The sequence below is a fragment of the Haliea sp. E17 genome (assembly GCF_048323675.1).
Lineage (GTDB): Bacteria > Pseudomonadota > Gammaproteobacteria > Pseudomonadales > Halieaceae > Mangrovimicrobium.
Map to the genome: position 1 here is coordinate 1 of NZ_JBLWFK010000002.1, position 26087 is coordinate 26087.

Annotated in this window: 22 protein-coding genes; 14 read left to right on the forward strand and 8 right to left on the reverse strand. The window is 62.7% G+C overall.

From position 1 onward, the window contains the following. Nucleotides 1–153 precede the first annotated feature (153 nt). From ACNKU3_RS03140 to ACNKU3_RS03150, 3 genes are all read right to left on the reverse strand, one after another. Nucleotides 154–1620 carry an aldehyde dehydrogenase family protein gene (locus tag ACNKU3_RS03140; protein WP_418257961.1) on the reverse strand — a complete coding sequence of 489 codons (1467 nt, stop codon included), beginning with the start codon at nt 1618–1620 and terminating at the stop codon, nt 154–156. A gap of 88 nt (nt 1621–1708) precedes the next feature. Continuing rightward, the gene (locus ACNKU3_RS03145; protein WP_418257962.1) at nt 1709–3358 is read right to left on the reverse strand and encodes an FAD-dependent oxidoreductase; all 1650 of its coding nucleotides are present in this window, start codon (nt 3356–3358) and stop codon (nt 1709–1711) included. 21 nt (nt 3359–3379) lie between these two features. Beyond that, nucleotides 3380–4114: an SDR family oxidoreductase gene (locus tag ACNKU3_RS03150; protein WP_418257963.1), complete on the reverse strand. Its 735-nt coding sequence runs from the start codon at nt 4112–4114 to the stop codon at nt 3380–3382. A 291-nt stretch (nt 4115–4405) separates the two neighbouring features. Here ACNKU3_RS03150 and ACNKU3_RS03155 point away from each other — a divergent pair, with 291 nt between their 5' ends. From ACNKU3_RS03155 to ACNKU3_RS03200, 10 genes are all read left to right on the forward strand, one after another. Beyond that, on the forward strand, nt 4406–4606 hold the full coding sequence (locus tag ACNKU3_RS03155; protein ID WP_418257964.1) for a ferredoxin: 201 nt from the start codon (nt 4406–4408) through the stop codon (nt 4604–4606). Between the two features lie 108 nt (nt 4607–4714). Continuing rightward, nucleotides 4715–5527 (forward strand): coniferyl-alcohol dehydrogenase, encoded by an 813-nt coding sequence (locus tag ACNKU3_RS03160; protein WP_418257965.1) that lies wholly within the window; start codon nt 4715–4717, stop codon nt 5525–5527. A gap of 97 nt (nt 5528–5624) precedes the next feature. Continuing rightward, nucleotides 5625–6026 carry a Zn-ribbon domain-containing OB-fold protein gene (locus ACNKU3_RS03165; RefSeq protein WP_418257966.1) on the forward strand — a complete coding sequence of 134 codons (402 nt, stop codon included), beginning with the start codon at nt 5625–5627 and terminating at the stop codon, nt 6024–6026. Nucleotides 6027–6028: 2 nt separating this feature from the next. Next, nucleotides 6029–7189: a thiolase family protein gene (locus ACNKU3_RS03170; protein ID WP_418257967.1), complete on the forward strand. Its 1161-nt coding sequence runs from the start codon at nt 6029–6031 to the stop codon at nt 7187–7189. 4 nt (nt 7190–7193) lie between these two features. Then, nucleotides 7194–7919 (forward strand): DUF2889 domain-containing protein, encoded by a 726-nt coding sequence (locus tag ACNKU3_RS03175; protein ID WP_418257968.1) that lies wholly within the window; start codon nt 7194–7196, stop codon nt 7917–7919. 79 nt (nt 7920–7998) lie between these two features. Continuing rightward, nucleotides 7999–9321 carry an amidohydrolase family protein gene (locus ACNKU3_RS03180; RefSeq protein ID WP_418257969.1) on the forward strand — a complete coding sequence of 441 codons (1323 nt, stop codon included), beginning with the start codon at nt 7999–8001 and terminating at the stop codon, nt 9319–9321. A 368-nt stretch (nt 9322–9689) separates the two neighbouring features. Then, entirely contained in the window at nt 9690–12197 is a 2508-nt protein-coding gene (locus ACNKU3_RS03185; protein ID WP_418257970.1) for a TonB-dependent receptor, read from the forward strand. A 150-nt stretch (nt 12198–12347) separates the two neighbouring features. Then, entirely contained in the window at nt 12348–12782 is a 435-nt protein-coding gene (locus ACNKU3_RS03190) for a MarR family winged helix-turn-helix transcriptional regulator (RefSeq protein WP_418257971.1), read from the forward strand. A 93-nt stretch (nt 12783–12875) separates the two neighbouring features. Then, the gene (locus ACNKU3_RS03195; RefSeq protein ID WP_418257972.1) at nt 12876–13844 is read left to right on the forward strand and encodes an HlyD family secretion protein; all 969 of its coding nucleotides are present in this window, start codon (nt 12876–12878) and stop codon (nt 13842–13844) included. Then, on the forward strand, nt 13819–15405 hold the full coding sequence (locus tag ACNKU3_RS03200) for a DHA2 family efflux MFS transporter permease subunit (RefSeq protein WP_418257973.1): 1587 nt from the start codon (nt 13819–13821) through the stop codon (nt 15403–15405). Before ACNKU3_RS03195 ends, ACNKU3_RS03200 begins: the two co-directional genes overlap by 26 nt. A 9-nt stretch (nt 15406–15414) precedes the next feature. Here ACNKU3_RS03200 and ACNKU3_RS03205 read toward each other — a convergent pair whose 3' ends face one another. Then, a complete protein-coding gene (locus tag ACNKU3_RS03205) occupies nt 15415–15654 on the reverse strand; it encodes a hypothetical protein (RefSeq protein WP_418257974.1) in 240 nt (79 codons plus the stop codon). 143 nt (nt 15655–15797) lie between these two features. Here ACNKU3_RS03205 and ACNKU3_RS03210 point away from each other — a divergent pair, with 143 nt between their 5' ends. The 3 genes from ACNKU3_RS03210 to ACNKU3_RS03220 all read left to right on the forward strand — a co-directional run bounded on the left by ACNKU3_RS03210 (nt 15798) and on the right by ACNKU3_RS03220 (nt 19988). Continuing rightward, nucleotides 15798–16469, forward strand: a complete 672-nt coding sequence (locus tag ACNKU3_RS03210) for a nitroreductase (protein ID WP_418257975.1) — start codon at nt 15798–15800, stop codon at nt 16467–16469. A gap of 37 nt (nt 16470–16506) precedes the next feature. Next, nucleotides 16507–18639 carry a molybdopterin-containing oxidoreductase family protein gene (locus ACNKU3_RS03215; RefSeq protein ID WP_418257976.1) on the forward strand — a complete coding sequence of 711 codons (2133 nt, stop codon included), beginning with the start codon at nt 16507–16509 and terminating at the stop codon, nt 18637–18639. Between the two features lie 158 nt (nt 18640–18797). Next, nucleotides 18798–19988, forward strand: a complete 1191-nt coding sequence (locus ACNKU3_RS03220) for an FAS1-like dehydratase domain-containing protein (RefSeq protein WP_418257977.1) — start codon at nt 18798–18800, stop codon at nt 19986–19988. Nucleotides 19989–20620: 632 nt separating this feature from the next. Here ACNKU3_RS03220 and ACNKU3_RS03225 read toward each other — a convergent pair. From ACNKU3_RS03225 to ACNKU3_RS03240, 4 genes are all read right to left on the reverse strand, one after another. Then, nucleotides 20621–21988, reverse strand: coding sequence for an MFS transporter (locus tag ACNKU3_RS03225; protein ID WP_418257978.1), 1368 nt, complete (start codon nt 21986–21988; stop codon nt 20621–20623). An 81-nt stretch (nt 21989–22069) separates the two neighbouring features. After that, nucleotides 22070–22390, reverse strand: a complete 321-nt coding sequence (locus ACNKU3_RS03230) for a 2Fe-2S iron-sulfur cluster-binding protein (protein WP_418257979.1) — start codon at nt 22388–22390, stop codon at nt 22070–22072. 29 nt (nt 22391–22419) lie between these two features. Beyond that, nucleotides 22420–23646 carry an NAD(P)/FAD-dependent oxidoreductase gene (locus tag ACNKU3_RS03235; RefSeq protein ID WP_418257980.1) on the reverse strand — a complete coding sequence of 409 codons (1227 nt, stop codon included), beginning with the start codon at nt 23644–23646 and terminating at the stop codon, nt 22420–22422. Nucleotides 23647–24024: 378 nt separating this feature from the next. Continuing rightward, entirely contained in the window at nt 24025–24648 is a 624-nt protein-coding gene (locus tag ACNKU3_RS03240; protein ID WP_418257981.1) for a TetR/AcrR family transcriptional regulator, read from the reverse strand. A gap of 158 nt (nt 24649–24806) precedes the next feature. Between ACNKU3_RS03240 and ACNKU3_RS03245 the strand changes: the two genes are divergently transcribed. Then, complete coding sequence (locus ACNKU3_RS03245; protein ID WP_418257982.1) at nt 24807–26060, forward strand: acetyl-CoA C-acetyltransferase; 1254 nt, start codon at nt 24807–24809, stop codon at nt 26058–26060. The last annotated feature ends 27 nt before the right edge of the window (nt 26061–26087 follow it).

Genomic DNA, 26087 nt, shown 5'->3' on the forward strand with positions numbered 1-26087 from the left:
ACGCCAGGCCGCCCCAGTACAGTGATTCAATCGACCCGGCGCACAAAAAGAAAAACCCGGCGAAAATGCCGGGTTTTTCACTAGATCGGTGGTCAGCAAAAACAGCCCGGCTCACTAGCCAGGCTGTTCAGGTGACGCAGCGCGTGCGGGGTCTTACTGGCCGCCGACTGCGATCACCTTGGTGTCGAGGAAGTCCTCGATGCCTTCGCGGCCCCACTCGCGGCCCATGCCGCTCTGCTTGAAGCCGCCGAAGGGCAGGTCGCCGGTGATGCTCATGCCGCTGTTGACGCTGATCGCGCCAGCGTGGATGCGGCGGGCGATCGCGGTCGCGCGCTCGACACTGCCGTGTACACCGCCGCCCAGGCCGTAGTCCGAGTCGTTGGCGATGCGGATCGCGTCCTCGTCATCCTCGAAGGGGATCACACACAGCACTGGGCCGAAGATCTCTTCGCGGGCGATGCGCATGTCGTTGGTGCAGTCGACGAAGCAGGTCGGTTCAATGAAGAAACCGTTGCCCTTGTCCGGGCGTGACTTGCCGCCGGCAAGCAGGCGCGCGCCTTCCTGCTGGCCCAGTTCGATGTAACCCATGACGCGGTCGTGCTGGCGCTTGGAGATGACCGGGCCCATGACCTGGTCCGGCGCGTCGAAGTCGCCCCACCTTTCAGCGAAGCCCTGGTAGGCCATCTGCAGGGCGCCCACGGCTTCCTCGTAGCGGCTCTTGGGCACCAGCATGCGGGTCGGCATGGCGCAGCCCTGGCCGGCGTGGAATACCGCCATGCCGGTCATGACTTTCATGGCGAAATCGTCGGCGTCGTCGAGGATGATATTCACTGACTTGCCACCCAGTTCCAGGAACAGGCGCTTCAGGGATTCGGCGCCATTTTCCATGATGCGCTTGCCCACGCCGGTGGAACCGGTGAAGGAGATCACGTCGACGCGGTGGTCGCGGGTCAGCATTTCGCCGGCCAGCGCCGGGTCCTGGGCGGTGATCACATTGAGGACGCCCTTGGGCAGGCCGGCCTGGATGCCGAGTTCACCCATGTAGGAGCCCATCAGCGGGGTGTCCGGGGCAGGCTTCAGGATCACGGTGCAGCCGGCAAGCAGCGCGCCGTAGACCTTGCCGATGTTCACGTACAGCGGCACGTTCCAGGGGGTGATGGCGCCGACCACGCCCAGCGGGGTGTGGTAGACGGTGCGCTTGGACTTGCCGCCCATGAATTCGCGGACGCCGCGATCTTCCTGCCACTCGATTTCCTCGAAGCACTTGAGCATGTCTTCACCGCAGGTCAGGGCGTTGTCGACCTGGGCGAAGGCGGCGGCGCCGATGGAGGAACCCGCTTCCAGGCGGGCGATCTGCATCAGGGTGTCGCGATTCTCGCGCAGCAGCTGGGCGAATTTGGTGACCAGCTCGATCCGCTTGGCGTGGTTGGTGGACCAGTCGGTTTCATCGAAAGCCTTGCGCGAGGACGCAATGGCTGCCTCGACGTCGCTGGCGGAACCGTCGGCGGCCTGGCCGACGACTTCACCGGTCCAGGGGCAGATATTGTCGAATTTCTTGTCGCCCTCGGCGGGGCGCATCTCGCCGTCGATGCAGAGCAGGGCATCAGGTAACTGGTTCATGTCGAAAATCTCCTCGGGGTTATAATTCGGCGCGTGGTGCGCGATTGTCTATTACTGGGTATTAAATGTCATGCTTTCTAACAGGATGTTAAGGCGCCGCGGCCAGCGCGTGTTGTGCCGCCACGTAGCCCCAGGTCACTGAGGGGCCGATGCTGGCGCCCGCCCCGGGGGCGTTCTTGCCCATCACCGACGCCGTGGAGGTACCAGTGGCATACAGCCCTTCGATCACCGAGCCGTCCTCCCGCAGGACCCGCGCGTCGCAGTCGGTCAGCATGCCGCCGAAGGTGCTGACGTCGCCGGGGTAGACCTTGATGGCGTAGAAGGGGCCTTGCTCCACGGCGCCGAGCGTAGGTGCCTGCTCGTTGAGCGGATCGCCCAGCCAGCCGTGGTAGACGTGGCTGCCGCGGCCGAAGTCCTCGTCCTTGCCCGCTTTGGCGAAGCCGTTGAAACGGTCGACAGTGGCCGCGAGCGCAGCCGGGTCGAGTTCGCACTGGGCGGCGAGTTCCTCGATGCTGGCGGCGCTTTTCAGGAAACCGGACTCCGTCCATTCCTTCGGTTTCTTGCTGCCCGGCATGCTGCCGGCGAGCATGTAGGTGTCGATAAACTGGCTGTCGAAGACCAGCCAGCTGGGAATCGCCGGGGCGTTTGCCTGGTGGGAGAGGATCGACTTGCCCACTTCCACATAGGACGCGGCTTCGCTCATGTAGCGCTGTGCGTTCTGGTCCACGACGATGGAATGGGGCTTGGCCATGTCGCCGTGGACGATGGCGGGTTTACCGTCGGGCAGGAAGGTCATCGGGTTGCCGATGCGCTGGTCCATCTGCGCCAGTGCGGCGCCGTGCCGTTGGCCCTCGAGCAGCATCTCGCCGGTGTCGCCCGCGGCTGTCAGGGTCCACTCGGCGGAGGTTTCCGGGATGTACTGGTCGCGCAGCTGCTGGTTGCGGGAGAAGCCGCCGGCATTGACCAGGACGCCGAGCGTGGCGCCGATCAGCCAGTCCTTGCCATCCTTGCTGATTTTGACCCCGGTCACCCGGCCGTTTTCCTCGACCAGTTCCTGCACGCCGGCGCCGGTGCGGACATCCACGCCGGCTGCCAGCGCCTTGTGCAGCATCTGTCCCTGCAGTGCCTGTCCGGCGGTGGCCAGGTTCCTGCCGCGCAGGCGGTTGCCGATGGTGCGTCCGAGCACTGTGAACAGCGCCTTCTTGCCCGCCCAGTTGCGTTTCATGTTGGCCAGCTGCATGGCTTCCTCGAGGTAGGCCGCGAGCGGAAGGAAGCCGGGTTGCAGGCGCTCTTTCCATTCGCCCAGCTGGTTGAGGTCAAACAGTTCCGAGACCACGGTCCGCCCGGGTACCGATTCGCCGGGGCCGGGGTAGTAATCGGGCCAGCTCGGCACGCGGCGGAAGCGCAGGCCCTGCGACACCAGGAATTCCAGCATCTCCACGGAGGAATCGACATATTTTACCCTGCGCTCGTGGCTGGTGCCGGGCGTGTCCTCGCCGTCCTCGATCACCGCGTCCATGTACTCGATGGCCTGCGCGCGACTGTCGCTGACGCCGGCCTCGCGCATGTAGCGGTTGTTGGGAATCCACATCACGCCGCCGGACACGGCGGTGGTGCCGCCAACCTTGTCCAGTTTCTCCAGGATAACGACGCTCTTGCCGGCAGCGCGCATGGCCAGCGCCGCACTGAAGGCGCCGCCGCCGCTGCCTACCACTACGAAATCAAATGTTTCATTCATGTTGTTATCGTCCGATCGCGGTTATGCCTTGCGGGCGTGGAGATTGATGGCCGCCGCCTGCAGGTCTGCCGGCAGGTCGAGCAGAGCCCGGAATATATCAGTGACCGACTCGAATGAGGAAATCGGCCGTTCCCCGAGGTTGAGCCCGGCTTTCAGCGCCGCCTGGTGGAAGGCGATGGCGTCATCGCGGTTGACGTTCCACTCCTTGCCTTCCTCGAACATCTGGCCGGCACGCACATTGGTGACACGGATGCCGGAGTCCTCGAGTTCGGCGCGCAGGCTCTCGGAGAAGCGCTCCAGCCCGGCCTTGCTGCTCTGGTACACGGAAAGATGGGGGAAGGGGAGGCCTACCGATTCGCTGGATACATTGATGATCAGGCCGCCGGCGCTCATCAGGGGGATCGCGGAGCGGGCGCAGAGCATGGGGCCGGCGAGGTTGGTGGTAATGGTCCCCAGGATCTGTTCGTCGGTGGCGTTGACGACCTGGAAGGGCTCGAAAATGGCCGCGTTGTTGATCAGGACGTCGATGTGGGCGTGGCGTTCCGCAATCTGTGTGAAGGCCGCGCGCACGGACTCCGGGTTGCCGACGTCGCAGCCGATGCCGCTGGCGCGCTCGCCGATCTCGGCGGCCGCGGCCGCCACCTTGGATGCGGTGCGCCCCAGCAGGACCACGGTCTCTCCCTCGCTGGCGAAGCGCCGCGCCAGTGCCCGGCCCAGACCGACGCCGGCGCCGGTGATTGCGATAATTTTAGACATCTGTTGCTTCTCCTGACTTTTGGTATTCGGGCCGGTTCATTCCTGGCCCGACCGCAAGGCGGGCAGGAAGGTCGATCAGAACCTGGATTTGCGGGTCGTGGCCGTCTTTCCGGATAATTGTTATTAAACACCAGTGCTGTATAATAAAGCACCCTGCAAAGGCTTGGCCAGCGGGTCTGGCAAGTCGCAGCATTGTACCGTTACACAGCGCTCAGTTCCCCTCCTGCGAGAGTTGAGTTTGTAATCGGGCATGGTGTAGTCTGTCGCGCCACCCCTGTGGCGGAGGACGACATGAAACTAAAAATTGACAAGTCATTTTGCGTGGGCAACGCGCGCTGCGCAGCTGTCTCCAGTGAGCTGTTCCCCCTCGACGAAGAAGGCTATATCGCCGTCGAGGAAATCGACGTCCCCGCGGGGATGGAAGAGCTCGCCCGGCGTGGCGCTCGCGCCTGCCCCGAACGAATAATTGAAGTCGCCGATGGCGGCGAGTAAAGCGAGAAACACGGCTACAGTTCGTAATCGCCCCAAAATTCCAGTCGTAGCAGGGTTCACAGCGGAATCCTGCCAATCATAACCCCTAGATCAAAGCAGGAATTGCACATGGATTTTCTCGGATACAAGAACAAGCGCGTCATTGTCAGCGGCTGTTTCTCAGGTATGGGCGAAGCGACAGCCCGCCAGCTGGTTGAACTGGGTGCGGAAGTGCACGGCCTGGACTACAAGGAAACCAGCCTGGAACTGGCCTCGTTCACCCAGGTGGACCTGCGTGACCCGGCGGCGATCGATGCCGCTGTTGCCGGTATCGGCGGCAAGGTAGATGCCCTGTTCAACTGTGCCGGCCTGCCGCAGACCGCGCCTGCGCTGGATGTAATGAAAGTGAACTACGCCGGCACCCGCCGCGTCACCGAACAGGTCATCAAGCTGATGTCCGAGGGCGGTGCGATCGCCAGCATCTCTTCCACTGGCGGTATCGGCTGGAGCCAGCACATGCCCCAGCTGATGGAACTGATCTCCATCGACGACTACGACGCCGCGATCAAGTGGTGTGAAGCGAACCCCGACCATGTCAGGGAAGGCTACGCCTTCTCCAAGGAAGCGATCATCGTCTGGACCATGCTGGTATCCTCGCGCCTGATCAAGCAGGGCATCCGCATCAACTGCACCCTGCCTGCGCCGACCCAGACCCCGATGATGAAGCACTTTGAGGAAGCCACTCCCGCAGCGGTCCTGGAAGCGGCCATGCAGCCGATCAACCGCCGCTCCACCCCGGAAGAGCAGGCCGGTCCGCTGGTACTGCTGAACAGCGACGCTGCCGGTTTCATCAACGGTGTTGCGCTGCCGGTCGATGGCGGCTTCATGGGCGGTATCGCCACCGGCCAGATCGACCTGTCCGCGATGATGGGCGGACGTTAAACATATTTAATGTTCAACGACCCCTGGGGCGGCGAGATCGCCGCCCTTTTCGTATCGGGGGACTGGTAAAGCCCCCCGTCCAATAAGAGGTTACAGCATGGCGTCACGCCCATTACCACGACTGGATAACGACAACCGCGCGTTCTGGACCGGTGGCGCGGAAGGTGAATTGCGCATCAACCAGTGCAGTGACTGCGGTGAGTTTACCCATCCGCCGCGGCCCGTTTGCCGTCACTGCCTTTCGGAAAATGTCGCGCCGCAGGCGGTCGCCGGCACCGGTGTCATCGATACCTACACCATCTGCCACCAGATGTGGCACCCGGCGATGAAGGTACCGCTGGTGATTGCCCGCGTCGCTATCGATGGCGCCCCCGGTGTCTATCTCACGACCAATATCGTGGGCTGTGAAATCGATGAGGTGGAATTCGGCGACCGCGTCAAGGTCACCTTCGAGCAACAGGACGACGTGTTCGTTCCCCTGTTTGAAAAGGCTGGATAATCATGCAGTGTAAAGAAGCCTATATCACCGGCGTCGGCCAGTCCGAAGTCGGCATGAAACTGACCCGCCACCCGCTGCTGCTGACCGTCGATGCGGTCAAGGAAGCACTGGACGAGGCGGGTTTGACGATCGAACAAATCGACGGTGTCTCTACCTACCCGGGCCGCATGGGCGGCTATCTCGGCTTTTCCCCGGTGGGCGCGGATGAACTGGTCGATGCGCTCGGGATCAAGGCCACCTGGTATGCCGGTGGCGGTGAGATCACTTCCCAGCTGGGAGCCGTCGGCGCCGCGGTAAACGCGGTCCGCAGTGGCGAGGCGCGGCATGTCATCTGTTTCCGCACTGTCTACGAAGCCGCCGCGATGGCCCGCCCCGAAGAATTCCCGATGGCCCGCCCCGAACGGGTCGAAAGCTACAGCCAGTGGTTTGCGCCTTTCTACGCGATTTCCGCTGCGACCTGGGTCGCGCAGTACGCAATGCGGCACGTCAAGAAATACGGTCTGACCCGCGAGCAGCTGGCGCAGATCGCGCTGAACGACCGCGCCAATGCCATGCTCAATCCGCGGGCACTGGTTCGCGAGCCGCTGACCATGGACCAGTACATGTCCGCGCGGATGATCTCAGAGCCGCTGTGCCTGTTCGACTGCGACCGCTATACCGATGCGTCCACCGTGCTGATCGTCTCCGCGGGTGACGCGCTGGATGAAGTGAAATGCACCCCGATCCGGGTAGAAGCCGTGGCCGGGTCTGTGGACCGCCACAGCTGGGACCAGGCCGAATGGATGGCCAGCTACGCGACCGGGCGCGACCTCTGGAAGCGCACCGATTACCGGCCCGAGGATGTCGATACCGTACAGTTTTACGACGGTTTCAGTTTCCTGGCGCTGAGCTGGCTGGAAGCCCTCGGCTTCTGCGAGATCGGCGAGGGTGGCAAGTTTATCGAGGGCGGCAAGCGCATTGCCCTGGACGGCGAGTTGCCGATGAATACCTTTGGCGGCCAGATCGGCGCCGGCCGCCTGCACGGCTTCGGCTTCGCCCTCGAATCCGTCGTCCAGTTGCGCGGCAAGGGCGGCGAGCGGCAGATTCCGGGCGACCCGAAAGTCGCTGTCGCCACTTCCGGCGGCGGCCCGCTGGCAACCGCGCTGTTGCTGGTGCGGGACTGACCCCATGACCTCGCAGGCCCTGGACCAGTTGCCCGGTTTCCGGCGCCGCTTCAGGGTCACTCCCGGCGCCGGCAGTATTAGCGCCGAGGTGGAGGATGATTACCACTGTATGGGTGTGGTCCTGCACGTGGTCGACGGCGTTGCCCTGCGGGTGGAGCCGGTGATGCGCAGGGCGCCCTGGAATACCTGTCCGGGTGCGGTGGCGCAGTTGGAAGCCACGTTTACCGGCACTGCCCTCGAGGATTTCCCCGCTGCAGTGGCGGAAAAATCCGCAAATTGCACCCACCTGTTCGATCTCGCACAGATGGCTGCACGTTATGCGGCAGTCGTCGAGCCGGTGATTTTCGATGTGCTGGTGTCGGACCCGGTGGACGGTGTGCGTCACGCCGAGCTGCGCAGGAACGGCAGCCGGGTGACCGGCTGGAGCGAGCGCGACATGTGCATTGTCGCCCCCGACGAGATGGCGGGTATTGCGCTGTTTGCAATGAAGCCCTGGCTGCAGACGCTGGCAGGCGAGGCGCTCGAAGCCGCGAAGATCCTGCGGTGGGCTAATATGATGGCAAACGGCCGCAGCATCCCGCTGGAAGACCAGTCGGATGCCACCCGGATGCCGCCCAACTGCTATACCTTCCAGCCGGACCGGGCAGCCACTGCTCACCGGGTGGGGGAGGTGAAGGATTTCAGCAATGGTACCGAGGTGCCATTAATGGAACATGTAACGAATTTATAAGTCCAATAAACGGTTACATTTTTTAGAGCAACATAGCCTGAGAAAGACAGGCGATCTCTATCGCACTGGAGGAAGTAAAATGCAAAAAGACGATATGGTGATCATCAGCGTAGATGATCACATTTCCGAGCCCCCCGACATGTTCGACAAGCACCTGTCGGGCGAAGACCTCGCCACCGCGCCCAAGTTCGGTACCGATGCCAACGGCAAGAACTACTGGACCTACCAGGGCATGTACATGCCTTCCGTGGGCCTGAACGCGGTTGTCGGCCGTCCGCTGGAAGAGTACGGCATGGAGCCGAATTCCCTGGAGGAGATGCGCAAGGGCGTTTACAACGTGCATGAGCGCATCAACGACATGAACGTCAACGGTGTTGCCGCTTCCCTGAACTTCGGCACCGTGGTCGGGTTCGACGGCGGCCGGTTCCACAGGGCGCCGGACAAGGGCCTGGCCCTGAAGCACCTGCGCGCCTACAACGACTGGCACGTCGACGAGTGGTGTGGCGCCTACCCCGGCCGTTTCATTCCCTGTGGCCTGCTGCCGACCTGGGACATGGACGCCACGGTCGAGGAAATCAAGCGCCTCGCCGCCAAGGGTTGCACCGCGGTGTCCCTGAACGAGAACCCCACCAAGCAGGACCTGCCGAGCATCCACAACGAGTACTGGAACCCCATGTACAAGGCGCTGGCGGAAAACAATATCGTGACCTGCCTGCACATCGGCGCCGGCAACCCGGTTCCCCACGCCTCCATGGAAACCCCGATCGAGGCCTGGATCACCACCATGCCCCTGTCCAGTTCCGTGGGCGCGGCCGACTGGCTGCACCTCAAGGCCCTGTACGAGTACGACATGAAAATCGCCATGTCCGAAGCCAGCATCGGCTGGGTGCCTTACTTCATGGAGCGGGCGGACTTCTCCCACTCCCGCCACAAGTACTGGACCCACAACCACTTCGGCGGCATGCTGCCCAGCGAGCGCTTCAAGAAGCACTTCATGCTGTGCTTCATCGACGACGCCTATGGCCTGCAGAACCTCGACAAGCTCAACGAGGACCTGGTGGCCTACGAGTGCGACTACCCGCACTCCGACACCCTGTGGCCCGACTGCCCCGAACACCTCTGGGAGCAGTGCAAGCACCTGACCGACGAGCAGATCAACAAGATCACCCACATCAACGCTATGAACTGGTTCAGCTTCGATCCCTTCAAGACCCAGAAGAAAGAAGAGTTGACTGTGGGTGCACTGCGTGCCAGGGCCAAGGCTGACGGTGTGGATACCACGCCAACTTCCCTGTCCGGAGAAAAACCGCTGGACGGTGAAGAACGCCGCATCACTTCCGGCGACCTGGCGCGGATGTTCGCGCATCACGCTGAGGAAGGAAAACAAAAAGCCGCGGGCTGATTGTTGACCAGGAAAACCCGGCGAGTTTGACTCGTCGGGTTTTTTTTCTGTTTTATGTACGTATATTTGTAAAAATTACTGACAATATGTTGGTTCATCTATTGACCTTCCACCCCTCGTTTAGGCAGCATGTGCGCGGTTTTATTCGGCCTGTCCGAACCCGGCAACACAGTGATTGCCAGGGACCATCAAACACCCCGTAAGAGGGTGCTCAGCAGTTCAGTAGGAACGACTGGCCGCCCAGGCGCATCGGGCGTCACAGTCAACCGAGTGGTACTCAAATCATCACCACTTTATTCAAGGTCCATGGCTTCCACAGCCAGGGCCTTGTTGTATTCGATTGCCTCGTCAATAAGAGATGTAGAGTTATGACTAAGAATCAAACCGAAACCACCCACATCGCACGATCGTCATCCAATCGCCGTATGCGCGCAGCTATTGCAGCTGTCGTCGCCGCTACCGCGACCCAGGTTCCCCTCGCTTCGGCCCAGCAGTCCGGCTCCTCGGTCGTCTCGCTGGAAGAAGTCGTAGTTACCGCGCGTCGTCGCCAGGAGATTGCCCAGGACATTCCCGTCGCCGTCACCGCGATGAATGAGAACTTCCTGCGCGACCAGAACATAGGCGAACTGCGCGATGTCGGCCTGCACGTTCCGTCCCTGCGCTTCTCCGAAGGCGGTACCGGCGTCAACACTCCGCTGGTTACCCTGCGCGGCCAGCGCCCCTCCACCGCGGGCCTGACCCTGGACGCGGCGGTTCCGCTGTACTTCGCAGAGGTTGTAATGACGCCGACGGAAGGCACTAACCTCGCCATGTACGACCTGTCGAGCGTGCAGGTCCTGAAGGGTCCCCAGGGAACCCTGTTCGGCCGCAACAGCACCGGCGGCGCCATGATTCTTACTCCCCAGGCACCCGGCTACGAGTTCGGCGGCTACGCAGAGGTGAAGGTCGGCAACTACGACCTGCTGCAACTCGAAGGCGCGGTGGACCTGCCGGTCAGCGACACCCTGCAGTTTCGCCTCGCCGGCCGTAAACTGGAGCGCGATGGCTACCAGAGCAATATCGCGGACAACCCCTTCGCCGAAGACGATTACTTCTGGGATGAGGACTCCTACGGCGTGCGTGTCAGCATGGCCTGGCAGCCGACCGACAGCCTGAGCAACAATCTGGTTGTGTCCTACGACGAGAACGACGCCATGGCGCGTGTTCCCACCCCGGCGTTTTTCAACCACTCTGCGGGCCTGGCCGTCATCTACGACCTGATCCACAACCAGAATGGCGAAATTGACGAGGCTTTCGCCGCGCAGGCCGGACGTGACTGGAAGACCCTGGAGGCCGACCTCAATGCTCCCGACCGCGTTGAAAACACGTTCCTGTCGAACATCACTGAACTGGAACTGAACGACAGCGTCACCGTGAAAAACGTTTTCGGTTATCGTGAAGTTGTTACCGAAAACACCACCGACGCCGACGGCACTGCCGTGCCCCTCTTCGGCGGTATTACTTCCACGACTCTGCCGTACACCATCGATCCGATTCTCCGGGACATGGACGCCAAGCAGTACAGCGAAGAACTCCAGCTGCTGGGCGATTCCTTCGGCGGCGACCTGGAGTGGCTGGTCGGCGCCTTCTGGATGAAGATGGAAGGCAACGAGAAATACCCCAACCAGATCGCCGGTGCGAATCCGAACTACACGGGCCCGAACGTGCCTCCGTTGAGTACAATAGCAGCTCAGGGTTACCTGCAGACCTCGCCGTGGGCGGAAGTGGAGAACGAAGCCTGGTCCATATTCGGTGAGGGTACCTACACCTTCAACGCCGAATGGTCGCTGACGGTTGGCGCGCGCTACACCCAGGACGACCGCTCCCTGGTGGCAAAGAACTGGGCGTTCGACACCGATCGCAGCTCGCCGCAGTACGGTACTTTCCACTGCGCAATGCGTGACGACAACAACGTCTACCTGCCGGACGATGCCTGTTTCCGCAAGGAAAACGAGACCTTCGACTCGCCCACCGGCCGCCTGTCCCTGAACTGGACCCCGATGGACGAAATGCTGGTTTACGCCAGCGTCGCCAACGGCTACCGTACCGGTGGTTTCAACGAGCGTGGCACCAACAGCTTCAGCCTGCAGCCCTTCGATGAAGAGACTGTACTGAACTACGAGCTGGGCCTGAAATCCGACTGGATCATCGCCGGTATGCCGGTGCGCGCCAACCTGGCCGCCTACCGCCAGGATTACCAGGACATCCAGAAGACCGTATCCGGTAACAACCCGTCCACCGGCAACTTCGAGACCTACACCATCAACGCCGCAGAAGCGACCATTGATGGCTTTGAAATCGACCTGACCGTTGCCCCCTTCGATGGCCTGACCCTGACCGCCGGCTACTCCTACGTGGACGCGAGCTACGACGACTGGCCCCGCGACGTGCGTTTCCCCAACGGCGAAGTGGTTACTGTCGACTACTCACAGGCTAATTTCACCTACGTTCCGGAAAACACTGCGACAGGTACGATCAGCTACTACCTGCCCGTGGATGCCCAGTACGGTGACATCAGCGTGATGGCCAGCGTGTACTGGCAGGACGAGATGTACACCAACGACGACGGCTGGCTGTGGCCGGATCTCGGCTGGGCCGAAGAAGACCTGGCGGGCGCGCTGGATACCCTGAAGACCGACTCCTACGCGGTATGGAACTTCCGTATCGATTGGCGTTCGATCATGGGCAGCGAACTCGACGCGGCGGCCTTCATCAACAATGCGTTTGACGAAGACTACGTCACCGGTGGCCTGAGCGTACCGGAAGACCTGGGTATCGTGGCCAACACCTACGGCCCGCCGCGCATCTTCGGTGCATCCGTGCGCTACAACTTCTAAATTTGTAGTACTTCGAAATGGCGCCTTCGGGCGCCATTTTTGTTTCCGGGCCCGGCTGTCGCAGCCGGGGCAGGGCGACTGTTACCAGACTGTCACTTGATCGTGAAGACATGCCAGCATAATATAAGCATGCTTAATTAAAGGTGGCTTATGGAAGACAGTATCGGATCAGTGCTGGCGGATGTGTCGCGGCTGATGCGCCGCTCGTTCGACGAACGGGCGCGCAGTATCGGCGTCACCCGCGCCCAGTGGCAGGTGCTGACCATGTTGCGCCGCCATGAGGGTATTCGCCAGGGCGGCCTCGCCGACCTGCTCGACGTCGAGCCGATAACCCTGTGCCGCATGGTCGACCGCCTGCAGGAAGCCGAGCTCGTCGAACGGCGCCGGGATCCCGCCGACCGGCGGATCTGGCGGCTCTATCTCCGGGGCAAGGCCCGCGACCTGCTGGCGGAGCTGCAACCGCTGGCGGACGCCGTAATGGCCGAGATGCTCGAGGGCATCAACCAGAAAGAGCGCAATTCGCTGCGCCTCTCCCTTGAAAAACTGCGCCAGAACCTGTCCCGGCGCACAGTGGAAGAGGCCTGACGCCGATAACCATTTCCCGGGCTCCGGATTGAGAGCCCGCAAAGTAAATCAGGAGTACACCAATTGCCCGGTCCCGTTCGACGAATGCTACTGATGCTGGTTGGCCCGCTGCTGCTCGGGTTGGCGGCGCTGTCCTATTACCTGCTGACAGCGCGCTATGTCAGCACGGAGAACGCCTATATCCACCAGGACAAGATTTCCATCAGTGCGGAGGTGGGGGGCAGGATCGTCGAAGTCGGTGTACGTGAAAACCAGCGCGTACTGGAGGGTGACCTCCTGTTCCGCATCGATCCGGAACCCTATCGCCTGGCGGTCGCCGAAGCGAGGGCGGAACTGGCCGCGGCGCGCGCCAGGGTGGAAGAGCTGCAGACGGTGTACGACACCTCCAGTGTGCAGATCGACAATGCCGAGGAAGACATCGCCTACTACGCGAAGGAGTTCAAGCGCCAGCAGGAGCTGGTCACTACCCGCGTCAGCACCGAGGCTTCCCTGCAGGCCGCGGAGCACGATCTGGCGGAGGCCCGGACCAAGCTGGCCAGCGCCCGGGCCGAGGCAAGCCGTGCACTGGCGGCCCTGTCCACCGGGGGCGAGGAGGGCGGTGGCAACCCCGATGTGCGGGCCGCCGAGGTACGCCTCGCACAGGCAGAACTCAATCTCCGGCGCACCGAAATCCGCGCGCCGGTCAATGGCATTGTCAGCCAGACCGACCGGTTGCAACCCGGGCAGTTGATGGTGCAGAGCCTGCCGGCGGTTACCATCGTGAAAAACGACAGCAGCTGGGTAGAGGCGAATTTCAAGGAAACCGACCTGTCCCGCATGCGGGTGGGTCAGGCGGCGACGGTCAAGGTGGATACCTACCCGGGACTCGAACTCGCTGCGCACGTGGAGAGTATCGGCGCGGGGACGGCGTCCGAGTTCGCCATCATTCCAGCCCAGAACGCCAACGCCAACTGGGTCAAGGTGACCCAGCGGATACCGGTCCGTATCGCCATCGATGACCGGCCGGAACAACAACTGATCGCGGGGCAGTCGGTGCATGTCCGAGTCGATATCGGCGAATAAGCCCGAAACCCACCGCGAGCTTGATCCCGCGGAGGACAGGGCCACACTGGAGACACCCCACCGCGCGCTGCTGATGGTCGCGGTAATGGGCGTGTCGATTATCCAGTTCCTCGATGCGACCATCGCCAATGTCGCGCTGCCACATATGCAGGCCAGCCTCGGCGCCTCCATGGATACGGTCGCCTGGGTGCTGACCAGCTATATCATCGCGACAGTGCTGGTGACACCGGCGGTGGGCTGGGTATCGGACCGGCTCGGTTCGCGCCAGGTATTCCTCTGGGCTGTGGCCGGATTCCTGTTGACATCGATGCTCTGTGGCGCCGCCACCTCGCTGGCCCAGATGGTGTTTTTCCGCACACTGCAGGGTTTTTGCGCCGCGTTTATCGGGCCGATGTCGCAAACCATCATGTACGACATCAATCCACCCAGCAAACAGCCCGCAGCCATTTCAATGTGGGGAATGGTGGTGATGATCGCGCCGATTACCGGCCCCATGCTCGGCGGCCTGATTACCGATACGCTTAACTGGCGCTGGATTTTCTACATCAACCTGCCGCTCGGTATTCCTACCCTGCTTATCCTGGCCTGGCTGTTGCCTTCGCGGCCCCGGGTGATCCGCGGACTCGATCGGCTGGGCTTCCTCGCGCTGGCCACGGCCCTGGTCTGCGTGCAGTTGATGCTCGATCGCGGCCAGAGCAAGGACTGGTTTACTTCCACGGAAATCCTGGTGGAATTGCTGATTGCGGGGGCCGCCTTCTGGGTTTTCTTCGTCCACACCTTCACCACGCGATCACCGCTGTTCTCCGCGGGATTGCTGCGCAACCGCAACTTTCTCGCGGCCTTCATGTTCATGTTCGTGCTTGGAGCGGCGAACATCGCCATCGCCTCGATCCAGCCGATCATGTTCCAGAATGTCTACGGCTACAGTGCCTGGGATACCGGGTTGCTGCTGATGCCGCGCGGAATCGGGGTGATGATCATGATGACCTTTGTCTCGCGGATCATGCACCGGGTCGACATCCGCTACCTCACCTGTGTGGGCCTGCTGATTGCGAGCTACGCGCTGTGGATGATGTCGCAGTGGGCGCTGGACATGGGCCGTGGGCCGATCCTGCTCGCCGGCTTCGTCCAGGGGCTGGGGCTCGGCCTGACCTTTACGCCGATGAACGTGGCGGCGTTTACCACGCTGAAGCCCGAGTACCGGCCGGACGCCGCAAGCCTGCTCAACCTGATGCGCAGTATCGGCGGCAGTTTCGGCATTTCCATCATGGTGACCTACATCTCCCGTACTACCCAGGTCAGCCATGCCGACATGGCCTCGGCGGTCACGTCCTACAATCTGCCCGGTATTGACCCGGCAACCATGGCCCTGCGCTTTGGCGAAATAGGGCCGGCATTCCTGGGATTGTTGAATATGGAGATGAGCCGGCAGGCGCTGATGATCGCCTACCTGGACAATTTCTACGCAATGGCGATGCTGGTATTTGCGGTGGCGCTGAGTGTGCTGTTGTTCAAACCGATCCGGCTGCGCGGAGGCACAGCCGGCGGCCGGGGGCAGTAAGCGGTGGGATCAGCCGAGGGCGTCCGCGTCGGAAACCGTGGGCCGGCTTTCGCGCGTGGCGCGCATCACCTTGTTGGGTTCGCCGTAATCGCTGATCTCGATATAGTCGACATATACCGCCTTGATTTCCGCGGCAAAGGGAAACTCCCCGAGCGAGGGGACGCGGTAGCTCACGGTGTCGCCAACCTTGAAGGTTTCCGGGTCGAAATTGAACGCATAGGGGCAGGAGCCGTCACCCATTCCCATCATGATCTTATACCTCTGTTGTCTGTAGGGCAGGCGGTTGAGTCTAGGGGAAAGCGGGAACAGGCTCAAGTTGGCGATGATTCAGTTTTTCCCCGAAACCGTGCAATTTTTGGCATACAGTAACTTACAGGAACAGAGGACAGTTTATGCAGTCGATGTCGGTCACCCAGGCAGTAACGTCACGCCGTACCGTGCGCGCCTTTCTCGATACCCCGGTACCGCTGGAGGTTATCAGGCGGGTACTGGATACCGCGCGAATGGCGCCATCGGGATGCAATTTCCAGCCCTGGGAGGCCACGGTGCTGACCGGGGGACCCCTCAGTGAATTGCAGGGCCTGATGCGGCAGTCACCCATGCAGGACCCGCCCGAGTACGCGATCCAGCCGCGGGATATCCCGGCGATGTACACCGACCGGTTGGTGCAAATGGGTGCAAAGCAGTACGCGGCGATGGGGGTCGCCCGGGACGACACTGAGGCGCGCCAGGCGAAGATCATGGAAAACGTCGTGTCCTTCGGCGCACCGGTATTGCTGCTCTGCTATTTTCCCCGGGTGATGGGGCCGCCCCAGTGGTCGGATGTGGGCATGTGGCTGCAGACAATCATGCTGCTGTTACGGGAGGCGGGGCTGGACAGTTGCCCGCAGGAATTCCTTTCGATGTACGCGCGGCTGATCAAGGAATTTATCGGCGTCGACGATACAACGCATGTTTTTTTCTGCGGTATGGGCATAGGTTACCGTGATCCGGAAGCCCCGGTGAACAACTTCGAGCGCGGCCGTGTTCCGCTGGATGAACAGGTGCGTTTTGCCGGCTTCTGACCGGCACGCCTGATACTACCCGAGGATTTCCCCAATAATGAGAACAGAAAAATCCTATTGCCGCCTGTGCCTCGGCTTCTGCGGCCTGGATGTCACCATCGACGACGAGGAGCGCGTGGTTGCCGTACGCGGCGACCACGACAACCCGGCGACCCAGGGCTACGCCTGTATCAAGGGCCTGGAGGTAACCTCCGCGCTGTACGGCGAACAGCGCATCATGCGGCCGCTCAAGCGGGTCGGTGACCGCCACGTCGAAATCGGTCTGGAGCAGGCGCTGGATGAAATTGCCCAGCGGATGGGCGCCATCCGCGAGGAGTCCGGGGCCCAGTCGCTGGGTTTTTTCCGCGGCACGGGCACCTTCGGTTCCAACACCGCGATATTCGCCTACCCCGGGCTGGCAGATTCGGTCGGGGGACAGCGCTTCTCCACCATGACCATCGACCAGTCCGCCAAGTGGGTGGCGGCGGACCGCCTGGGGACCTGGGATGCGGGTCGCCATGCCTTCGAAGATTCGGATGTCTGGCTGTTCGCCGGCAGCAACCCGTTGGTGTCGGTGTACAGCTGGCATACGCCGGTACAGAACCCGGCCAAGCGGCTCAAGGAAGCCAGGGCGCGCGGCACAAAGATCATCGTAATTGACCCGCGCGAATGCGAGATGGCGAAATTCGCCGATATCCACCTGCAAATCTATCCCGGCGAGGACGCCGCGGTCGCCGCGGGCCTGTTGCATCTCATCCTGGAAAACCAGTGGCACGATGCACAGTTCTGCCAGCAGCACGTCAGCGGCCTGGAAGCGTTGCGCGCTGCGGTGGCGCCGTTCACGCCACAACTGGTAGCGCGGCGCGCGGGTATCGAGGAGCGGGAACTGCGGGCGGCGGCGCGGCTGTTCGCTGCCGACTCCCGGCGGGGCAGCGTGAATACCGGAACCGGTGTCAACATGGCGGCGTTCCCGAACATTGCCGAACACCTCTACGAGTGCCTCGGCATCGTCTGCGGGCGTTTCAACCGCGAGGGTGACACGCTGCCGAACCCCGGCGTGTTCAACGGCGGCCCACCGCCGCGGGCGCAGGTCACCGGCCCGCTGCGCAATTTCGAGAAACTGCCGCGCTCCCGGGTGCGCGGCGCGGTGCGCCTGATGGGCGAGTCCGCGACGCCGACGCTGGCCGAGGAAATCCTGGTGCCCGGCCCGGGCCAGATCCGCAGCCTGTTTATCTCCGGCGCCAACCCGGTGAGCGCCATGCCCGACACCGATCGGGTTGTCGAGGCGTTCCGCGCGCTGGATCTGCTGGTGGTCGTCGAGCCCTTCCACACCGCCACCACGGCGATGGCGGACTACGTGCTGCCGCCCAAGATCCTGTTCGAACACGCGGATATGACCTTTGGTCTCGAGATGACCAACCTCTCGATTCCCTACGCCCAGTACACGCCGGCTCTGGTGCCGCCGCCGGCGGGGTCGGAGCTCTGCGACGAGGGCTATGTGGCCTGGGCCCTGGCGAAGCGCCTGGGCGTCGCGCTCAACTATATGGGTGTCGATATGGACATGGAGGTCGCGCCGCGCGACGACAATGATTTCCTCGCCATCATTGCCCGCAACAGCGCCATTCCCTTCGACCAGTTGCAGCGCGAAGCGCTGGGCGGGCGTATCTTCGACCTGCCGGCGAAAATCGTTGCCCCGGCGGGTGAGAAAGCGGGGCGCTTCGACGTGATGCCCCAGGACGTGGCGACGGAACTGGCGGCGTTTTTCGCGACGCCGCCGGTGTCGGAACAACTGGTGGAAGGCGCTGAATTCGACCTGCGGCTGATTTCCCGGCGCATTCGCGAAGTGAGCAACACCAGCTGCCGGGATTTCCCCACCGCGCGCAAGCGCTTTCCCTACAACCCCCTGTGCCTGCATCCCGAGGACATTGCCCGGCGTGGACTCAGCGAAGGCGACGAGGTGTCGGTGGTCTCCGACAACGGCCGCATTCCCGCTATCGTCCAGGCTGACAGCACCCTCAAGCCAGGGGTGGCCAGCATGACCCACGGCTTTGGCGCCCTGCCGGGAGAGCCAATGGACTACCGTAATACCGGTGCATCGATCTCCACGCTGATCAGCCTGCAGCGGGACTGTGAGCCGCTGCAGGCGATGCCGCGGATGTCGGGAATTCCGGTGCGCATCGAGGTGGGCTGATAGCGCAGCGGGGCGCTTTCACCGGCTTGACTGCGGTAGCAAGCTGTCTTGTCACTCACTGCATACCGGCGGCTGTCAGGGCGGATAAGTTGCCTCCCTGAAAGGGCGGGAGTATTCTCCGTAGCCTCAAAAAGTAACGATATTCGGGATGATTGCCCATGAGCGAAAATACCGCAGAAAACACCGTACAACTGGATACCAGCGACGTCGACAAGTGGGTCGGCAAGCAGATCATCTTTGCCGAGTTGTGGGACCCCTGTAACGCCACCGACATCCGCCGCTGGGTGCAGGCGATGGACTACCCCAACCCCATTCACTGGGACGAGACCTTCGCCCGTGATTCCCAGTTCGGTGGTATCGTTGCGCCCCAGTCCTTCACCGTGGCGATGGACTACGGCCACGGCTGTCACCCCTCCTGCGTCGGCAAGGTGCCCGGCACCCACCTGATCTTCGCGGGCGAAGAGTGGTGGTTCTACGGTACCCCGGTACGCCCCGGCGACAAACTGACCCAGGAGCGTTACTTCGCCGGCTACAAGGTTTCCGACACCGCCTTTGCCGGCCCCACCATGTTCGCCGACGGCGACACCATCCACCGCAACCAGCACGGTGCGCTGGTCGCCAAGGAGCGCGCCACTTCCATTCGCTACCTGGTCGAAGAGGCCAACAAGCGCGGCGTCTACGGCAAGGAAAAGCGCGCGCCCAAGGAGTGGACCGACGAAGAGCTGGAGGAAGTGTACAAGCTGCGCCACGAGTGGATTCTCTCCAACCGCGAAGGCGTGTCGCCGCGCTTCTCCGAGGTCAAGGTGGGCGACAAGCTGCCGCGCCGCGTGGTCGGCCCGCACTCGGTGATCAGCTTCGCCAACGAGTGCCGCGCCCACCGCCAGAACATCTGGGGTACCTGGCGCTGGAATGTGCCGGAAGGCGCTGTGGACCCGGCCAAGGAAGACGCCGGCTTCGGCGCCGACATGAGCTACGACCACGAAGCCCGCAAGATCGACCCGCGCAAGGGCGACGGCCTCTACCACGGCCCGTCTTCCGGCCACATCAACAAGCGCAAGGCGGAGAAAATCGGCATGGGCGGCGCCTATGGCTACGGCGCCTCCATGAACACCTGGCACCTCGATACGATCGCCTACTGGGCGGGTCACGAGGGCTATATCTGGCACTCCAAGACGCAGTTCCGCAGCCCGGCTTTCGAGGGCGACGTGACCTACATCGACGCGGAGATTGTCGACAAGCAGGAAACCTCTGCTTTCGGCATGCCGGTGGTCAAGATCGAACTGCGCATGACCACGCAGAACGGCGACACCATCCTCAAGGGCACCGCGGAAGTTTCCCTGCCTCTTTGATCTTCTCTCCGGAGCGCTGGTGATTCACTTCGCCAGCGCTTATTTCTCCGAATTTTTTTGAAATCCTTGCCCTGAGTCAGGGTGATTTTTCATTGTCTTGTCAGCCTCAGATTGGCTTCGTGGCTTCGTGGCTTCGTGGCTTCGTGGCTTCGTGGCTTCGTGGCTTCGTGGCTTCGTGGCTTCGTGGCTTCGTTGCGTTGGGACTTCGCATTTCGGTGCGCGGAGCTGTTCATCCCTCAACGGGAACGCCAAAAAGCGCACATCCATGTGCAGGCTCGGCCTCGGACATCCATGTCCTCGGACGCCCCGTTGAGGGATGAACAGCTCCACGCCCCTGACTCCGAGTGGAATTCCATTGCAAAGTGTTCGTTCGCGTCTATTGCGAGGTAGGTGGCTGCCGCTTGTAATACACGATTTTCGTAGTCGGGGACAAAAGAGGTTCGGATTGGCACTGGGTGGGGGTGGGCGCAAGAACATGCGGTCCGAAAACGTCTGAGGCCATGGATGGCCGAAGTCGAGCCTGCACATGGATGTGCGCTTTTTGGCGGTTTTCGGACCGCATGTTCTTGCGACCGCACCGGACGTAACCACCAGGCTTTACCCGCCGACGTACAGGCCATGCTCGTGAACTCTCAGGTACTCGCAGCTTCCCGCATGTGCTTGCACCCAAGTCCCAGCAACACAGCACTGATCGGACACAGCACAGCCGTTACCACTGCCATTCCCTGGCCGATATTCGGCGGACCCAGCAACAGGTGGTCGGACACAAAGGCGATCAGCAGAGGGCCGCCTCCCAGTCCGATAAGGCCCGCCGTGGCCGCGAAGAAGGCGATTCCCGCCCCGCGCAGTTCGCCGGGCGTGACGAGGTTCAGGGACGCCGTGTAGACCGCCGGCAGGGGGGCCAGCAGGACCAGGTAGATGGCCAGGGCGACGAAGAACAGGGTCGGGTTGCCGGTGAGCATGGCCACGACGCCCACCGGCGCGCCGATCAGCAGGCAGATGGCGTACCAGCGCAACTGTCCGTCGCGGTAGCCGCGGCGGTACATGGCGTCGACACAGGTACCGCAGATCAGCTTGCCGACGATGCCGGCGATAACCAGCGTGGTGCCGAGGGAGAAGCCGATGGTGGTGGCGTTCCAGCCGAAGGTGCGGGCCATGTGGGCCGGGTACCAGGCGCCGCAGCCGCCGATGACGGCGGAGGCGAACATGAAGCCGGTGTAGTGGAGGGCAAAGAAGCGCGGCTGGGAGCGGATGAAGGTCCACAGGGTCCGGTAGGAGCCCAGCAGGCCCTGCAACAGCGGCGGCCGGGCGGCGCTCTCGACGGTTTTCTGGCGCCTCCGGCGGACCGGCTCCGGCAGGGTGAAGATCAGCAGCGAGAGCAGGGCGCCGGGCAGGCCGACGATGAAGAACACGGCCTGCCAGGAGCGGATTTCGCCGACCAGCGGCAGCACCAGGCTGGCGGACTTGGACACCATGTCGACGATGATGCCGCCGAACAGGTAGGCGGTGCCGGAACCGATGGTGGCGCCGATGGAATAGACCGCCATGGCGGTGGTCAGGCGCTCCGGCGGGAACAGGTCGGTGAGCATGGAGGTGGCGCTGGGGTTGAGGCCGGCCTCGCCGGCGCCCACACCGACGCGTGCCAGCAGCAGTTGCAGGAAGTTCTGGGCCATACCACAGGCGGCGGTGGCGATGGACCAGGCGGAGACGCTGATGAAGATCACCCAGCGGCGGCTGAAACGGTCGGCGAGGGCGCCGGCCAGCAGGCCGAACAGGGCATAGGTGATGGCAAAGGCGAAGCCGTGGAGCAGGCCAAACTGCACATCGCTGATGCCCATGTCACGCTTGATCGGGTCTACCAGCAGCGAAATGATGAAGCGGTCGAGAATGGACAGCCAGTAGAGGAACGCGAGAACCAGTGTCGCGTACCAGCCTACCGCGGGCGCGGGGTAGGGCTGCAGGGCAGTGGGCTTGTCCACCGCTGCGGAAAACTCCGGCATTGGAACGCCTTTATTGTTTGTAGTTGGCGGGCGATAAAAAACAAAAAGCGGGCCGGTGGCCCGCTTGCAACACAGGGTTGGTCAGATCTGGCTTTCGGGCAGGTGGACTACCAGGCCGTCCAGGTCGTCTTCGACCGTAATCTGGCAGCTCAGGCGGCTGGTGGGTTTGACTTCCATGACGAAGTCCAGCATCTGCTCCTCGACATCGTCGGGCTTGCCGGTTTTCTCTACCCAGGCGTCGTCGACGTAGCAGTGGCAGGTGGCGCAGCTGCAGGCGCCGCCGCAATCGGCAAGGATGCCGGGCACGCCGTTGTCCATGGCAGCCTGCATCACGCTGGTGCCCGCGCTGACGTGAACCTCGTGTTCTTCGCCGGTATGGGTAATAAATTTAACTAGGGGCATGGGTTTTATGACCTCTTTACTGTCCTGGTTTAACTGAATGCCTGTTGGATATCGATGGACTCATCCGCCAGCTTGTCCGGGTCTGCGACCTGGCCATTGCTGAGTGCGCGCCGGGTCATCATGAATTCCTTGGGCCGGTTGATGGCGTCGACGGCGAGCAGTTTGTCGCCCTCGAAGTAGAATGCCGCGAAACTGCGTCCGGTCTCCGTGGAGCCGCGCAGGACTACCCGGTCGAAGCCCTGGGAGAGTCCGGCGATTTGCAGTTTCAGGTCGTACTGGTCAGACCAGAACCACGGCAGGGCGTTGTAGGCCTCGAGCTTGCCGCACAGGGTGTTGGCTGCGGTCTTGGCCTGGTCGGTGGCGTTCTGCACTGACTCCAGGCGCAGGCGGCGCTGGTAGATCGGGTTGTAATGGTTGGTGCAGTCGCCGGCGGCGACGATGTCCGGGTCGGAGGTGCGGGCGAACTCGTCGACCACGATGCCATTGTCGATCTCGAGTCCGGCAGCTTCGGCCAGTTCGGTGGCGGGCATGACGCCCACGCCGATGATGACCACGTCCGCGGGAATGCGGGTGCCGTCGGCCAGTTTGACCGCTTCGACATCCTTGTTGCCTTCGATGGCTTCCACCGCGGCGTCGGTGATGATGTTCACGCCTTCCTCACCATGCACGCGGCTGTAGAACGCGGAAATTTCCGGTGCGGTCACCCGGGCCAGAACCCGCGGCATGGCTTCGAGTACGGTGACTTCCATGCCCATCTTGCGCATGGACGCGGCGGTTTCCAGGCCGATGTAGCCGCCGCCGATGATGACCGCGGATTTGCCCTTGCCGACGTAGCAGCGAATGTCGTCGACGTCGCGCAGGTCGCGCAGGTAGCAGACGCCGCCGAGACCATGCCCGGGCAGGGATTCGAGTTTGCGGACATGCGCTCCGGTGACCAGCGCCAGCTTGGTGTAGGCGATGGTTGCGCCGTCGTGCAAGGTGATGGTCTTGTTGGCGCGGTCGATGTCGGTGACACGGGTGCCGAGTACCAGGTCGATGCCGGATTTCTCGTAGAAGGCGGCGGGGCGGATCAGCAGTTCGTCGCTGTGCTTGTCGCCATTCAGGTAGCCCTTGGACAGCGGGGGGCGGTGATAGGGCGGGATGGCTTCGTCGCCCACGATGGAAATCTTGCCTTCCCAGCCGGCCTGGCGGAGGCTGGTAGCCAGTTGTGCCCCTGCGTGGCTGGCGCCAATGACGATGGCATGTTCGGTGCTCATGTACATTCCTCTAGCTTGTATTTTCCCACGCTTGGCTGGCGAGGGCCCGCAGCTCCCGAATCTTGCGATTCTCCCCGGGGACTGGCGAGGTAACTGGCACTTCCAGCGCCCTTGCTGAAAGCATCTGTATGACGGCCGGCTCGGGTGGTTCTGACTGTCGCTGGCGCGCTTGCAGCGGCGGTGGGGTCAGGGTCTACGTGTCGCCGGAATCATCCGTCCCTCGCCCGGCTGTATACCTGTATCGAGAGTTGGTTTCAGGGCTGGGAACGATACCGAATACCCGGTTTGAATGCAATTTACAAACTGGTAATAAGCGTAGGGTTTTTCCCTCCGGGTCAATAGCTTTTTCATACCGGAAACGGCGGTAACCAGGGGGTGTCAGGGGAGCTTGCCGCCTTTTACCGCCTCCAGCAGGTTGCCGATCATCCAGCCGATCAACTGGCTGGCGCGCTCCGGGGGAAGCTGCCAGTCCGCGACCAGGCGTTCGTAGTAGGGCGGGTTCCAGAACAGGTCGAGCATGGCCGCGACTTCGGTCTGTTGTTGCTCGTTGGTGCCCTTCAGCGAGCGAGCCACCGATTCCCGCAAAGCCAGGCGGCGCTCCTCGTCGATGGTGGCGAAGGTAGGGTCCTTTTCGCTCTCGACGCGGGTGGCAAAGGCGGAGAGGAAGCGGAACATGTGCTCCGTGGTGCTGGCGAAGTCCTCCATCCGCAGGGTGCTGAGATCGATGCCGGAGTCCGCCACCAGGCGCTGCATGACCGAGTCACGCAGGTTCCTTTCGGTGGTGAAATGGCGGTAAACCGTGCGCTCGCTGACCCCCGCCGAATCACTGACCGCGCTGGCGGTGAGGTTGGTCCAGTCCCAGGTGGTAAAACTCTGTACCAGCTTGACCCCGGCGTCGATGATTTTTTCGCGGGTGTCGGCGCTCTGCTGTTGGCGCAGTGGGCTGTTGTAGCGGCGCTTGCGCGGTGCCGGCGCCTTGTCGATGGATGTTGTTGCGGTCATGTGCCCGTTTATAATCCTTGCAATCGTTAAATCATAGCAGAAGCTGGCTGCGGTGGGCAGGCGCCGCCCGCAGCGTTGAACCACTATGGCAAGCTGTGTATAGTCTCGGCACGCTGCCACGGCCCCGTGCCGCGACCATAATCTACGAGGAGAAAGCCATGTCAGAAGCGCTGATTATCGATGCGGTGCGTACCCCGCGCGCGATTGGGAAACCCGGAAAAGGCGCTTACTCAGGACTTCACCCGCATCACCTCGCCGGCACCGTGATGGCCGCACTGCGCGATCGCAATAGCCTCGATACGGCGCAGGTAGACGACATCATCTGGGGCACCAGCGCGCAGAAGAGCAAACAGGGCGGTGACATGGGCCGCATGGCTGCGCTGGCCGCCGGCTTCGACGTGCGCGCCAGCGGCGTCACCCTCGACCGTTTCTGCGGCAGCGGCCTGACCGCGGTCAGCCTGGCGGCCGGCCAGTTGCGCGCGGGCTTTGAAGACCTGCTGATCGCCGGCGGCACCGAGATGATGTCCCTGATCACCGAGTCCGGCGCGGCGGAAATGAAAGCCGGCCTGCCCATGCTGGGCATGAGCATCGGCAACCCCAGGCTGCAGGCACTGCACCCGCAATCGCACCAGGGCCTGTGCGCCGACGCCATCGCTTCCCTCGAAGGCATCTCCCGCGAGGATCTCGACGCCTTTTCCCTGGAGAGCCAGCGCCGGGCCGCTGTCGCCATTGCCGAAGGCCGTTTCGACCGCTCGCTGGTGCCGGTGCTGGACGACGAGGGCAATGTGATCCTCGACAAGGAACAGTTCCCCCGCCCGCAGACCACCGCGGAAGACCTCGCGGCCCTGGAACCGAGCTTCACCAAGATCGCCGATTTTCCGGCGCCGGGCGGTGAACTCACGTTCCGCCAGCTGATCAACCTGCGCTACCCCGGTCTCGATATCAAGAATGTGCACCACGCCGGCAGTTCCTCCGGCGTGGTCGACGGTGCCGCGGCGCTGTTGCTGGCCAACCCCGAGTACGCCAAAGCCCACGGCCTGAAGCCGCGGGCGCGGGTGGTTGCCGCCACCAACCTCGGCGACGATCCGACCCTGATGCTGAATGCGCCGGTACCTTCCGTGCGCAAACTGCTCGCGCGCACCGGCCTGACCATCGACGACATCGACCTGATCGAAGTCAACGAGGCCTTCGCCGTGGTGGTCGAGAAATTCATCCGTGACCTCGGCGTGGACCGCGAAAAAATCAACGTCAACGGCGGCGCGATCGCCCTCGGCCACCCGATCGGCGCGACCGGCGCGGTCCTCATCGGCACCGTGCTCGACGAACTCGAGCGGCGCGACCTGCAGCGCGGCCTCGTCACCATGTGCGCCGCCGGCGGCATGGCCCCCGCGATCCTCATCGAACGCGTCTGAACCGAAGTACAGTAATTCCAGGAGATA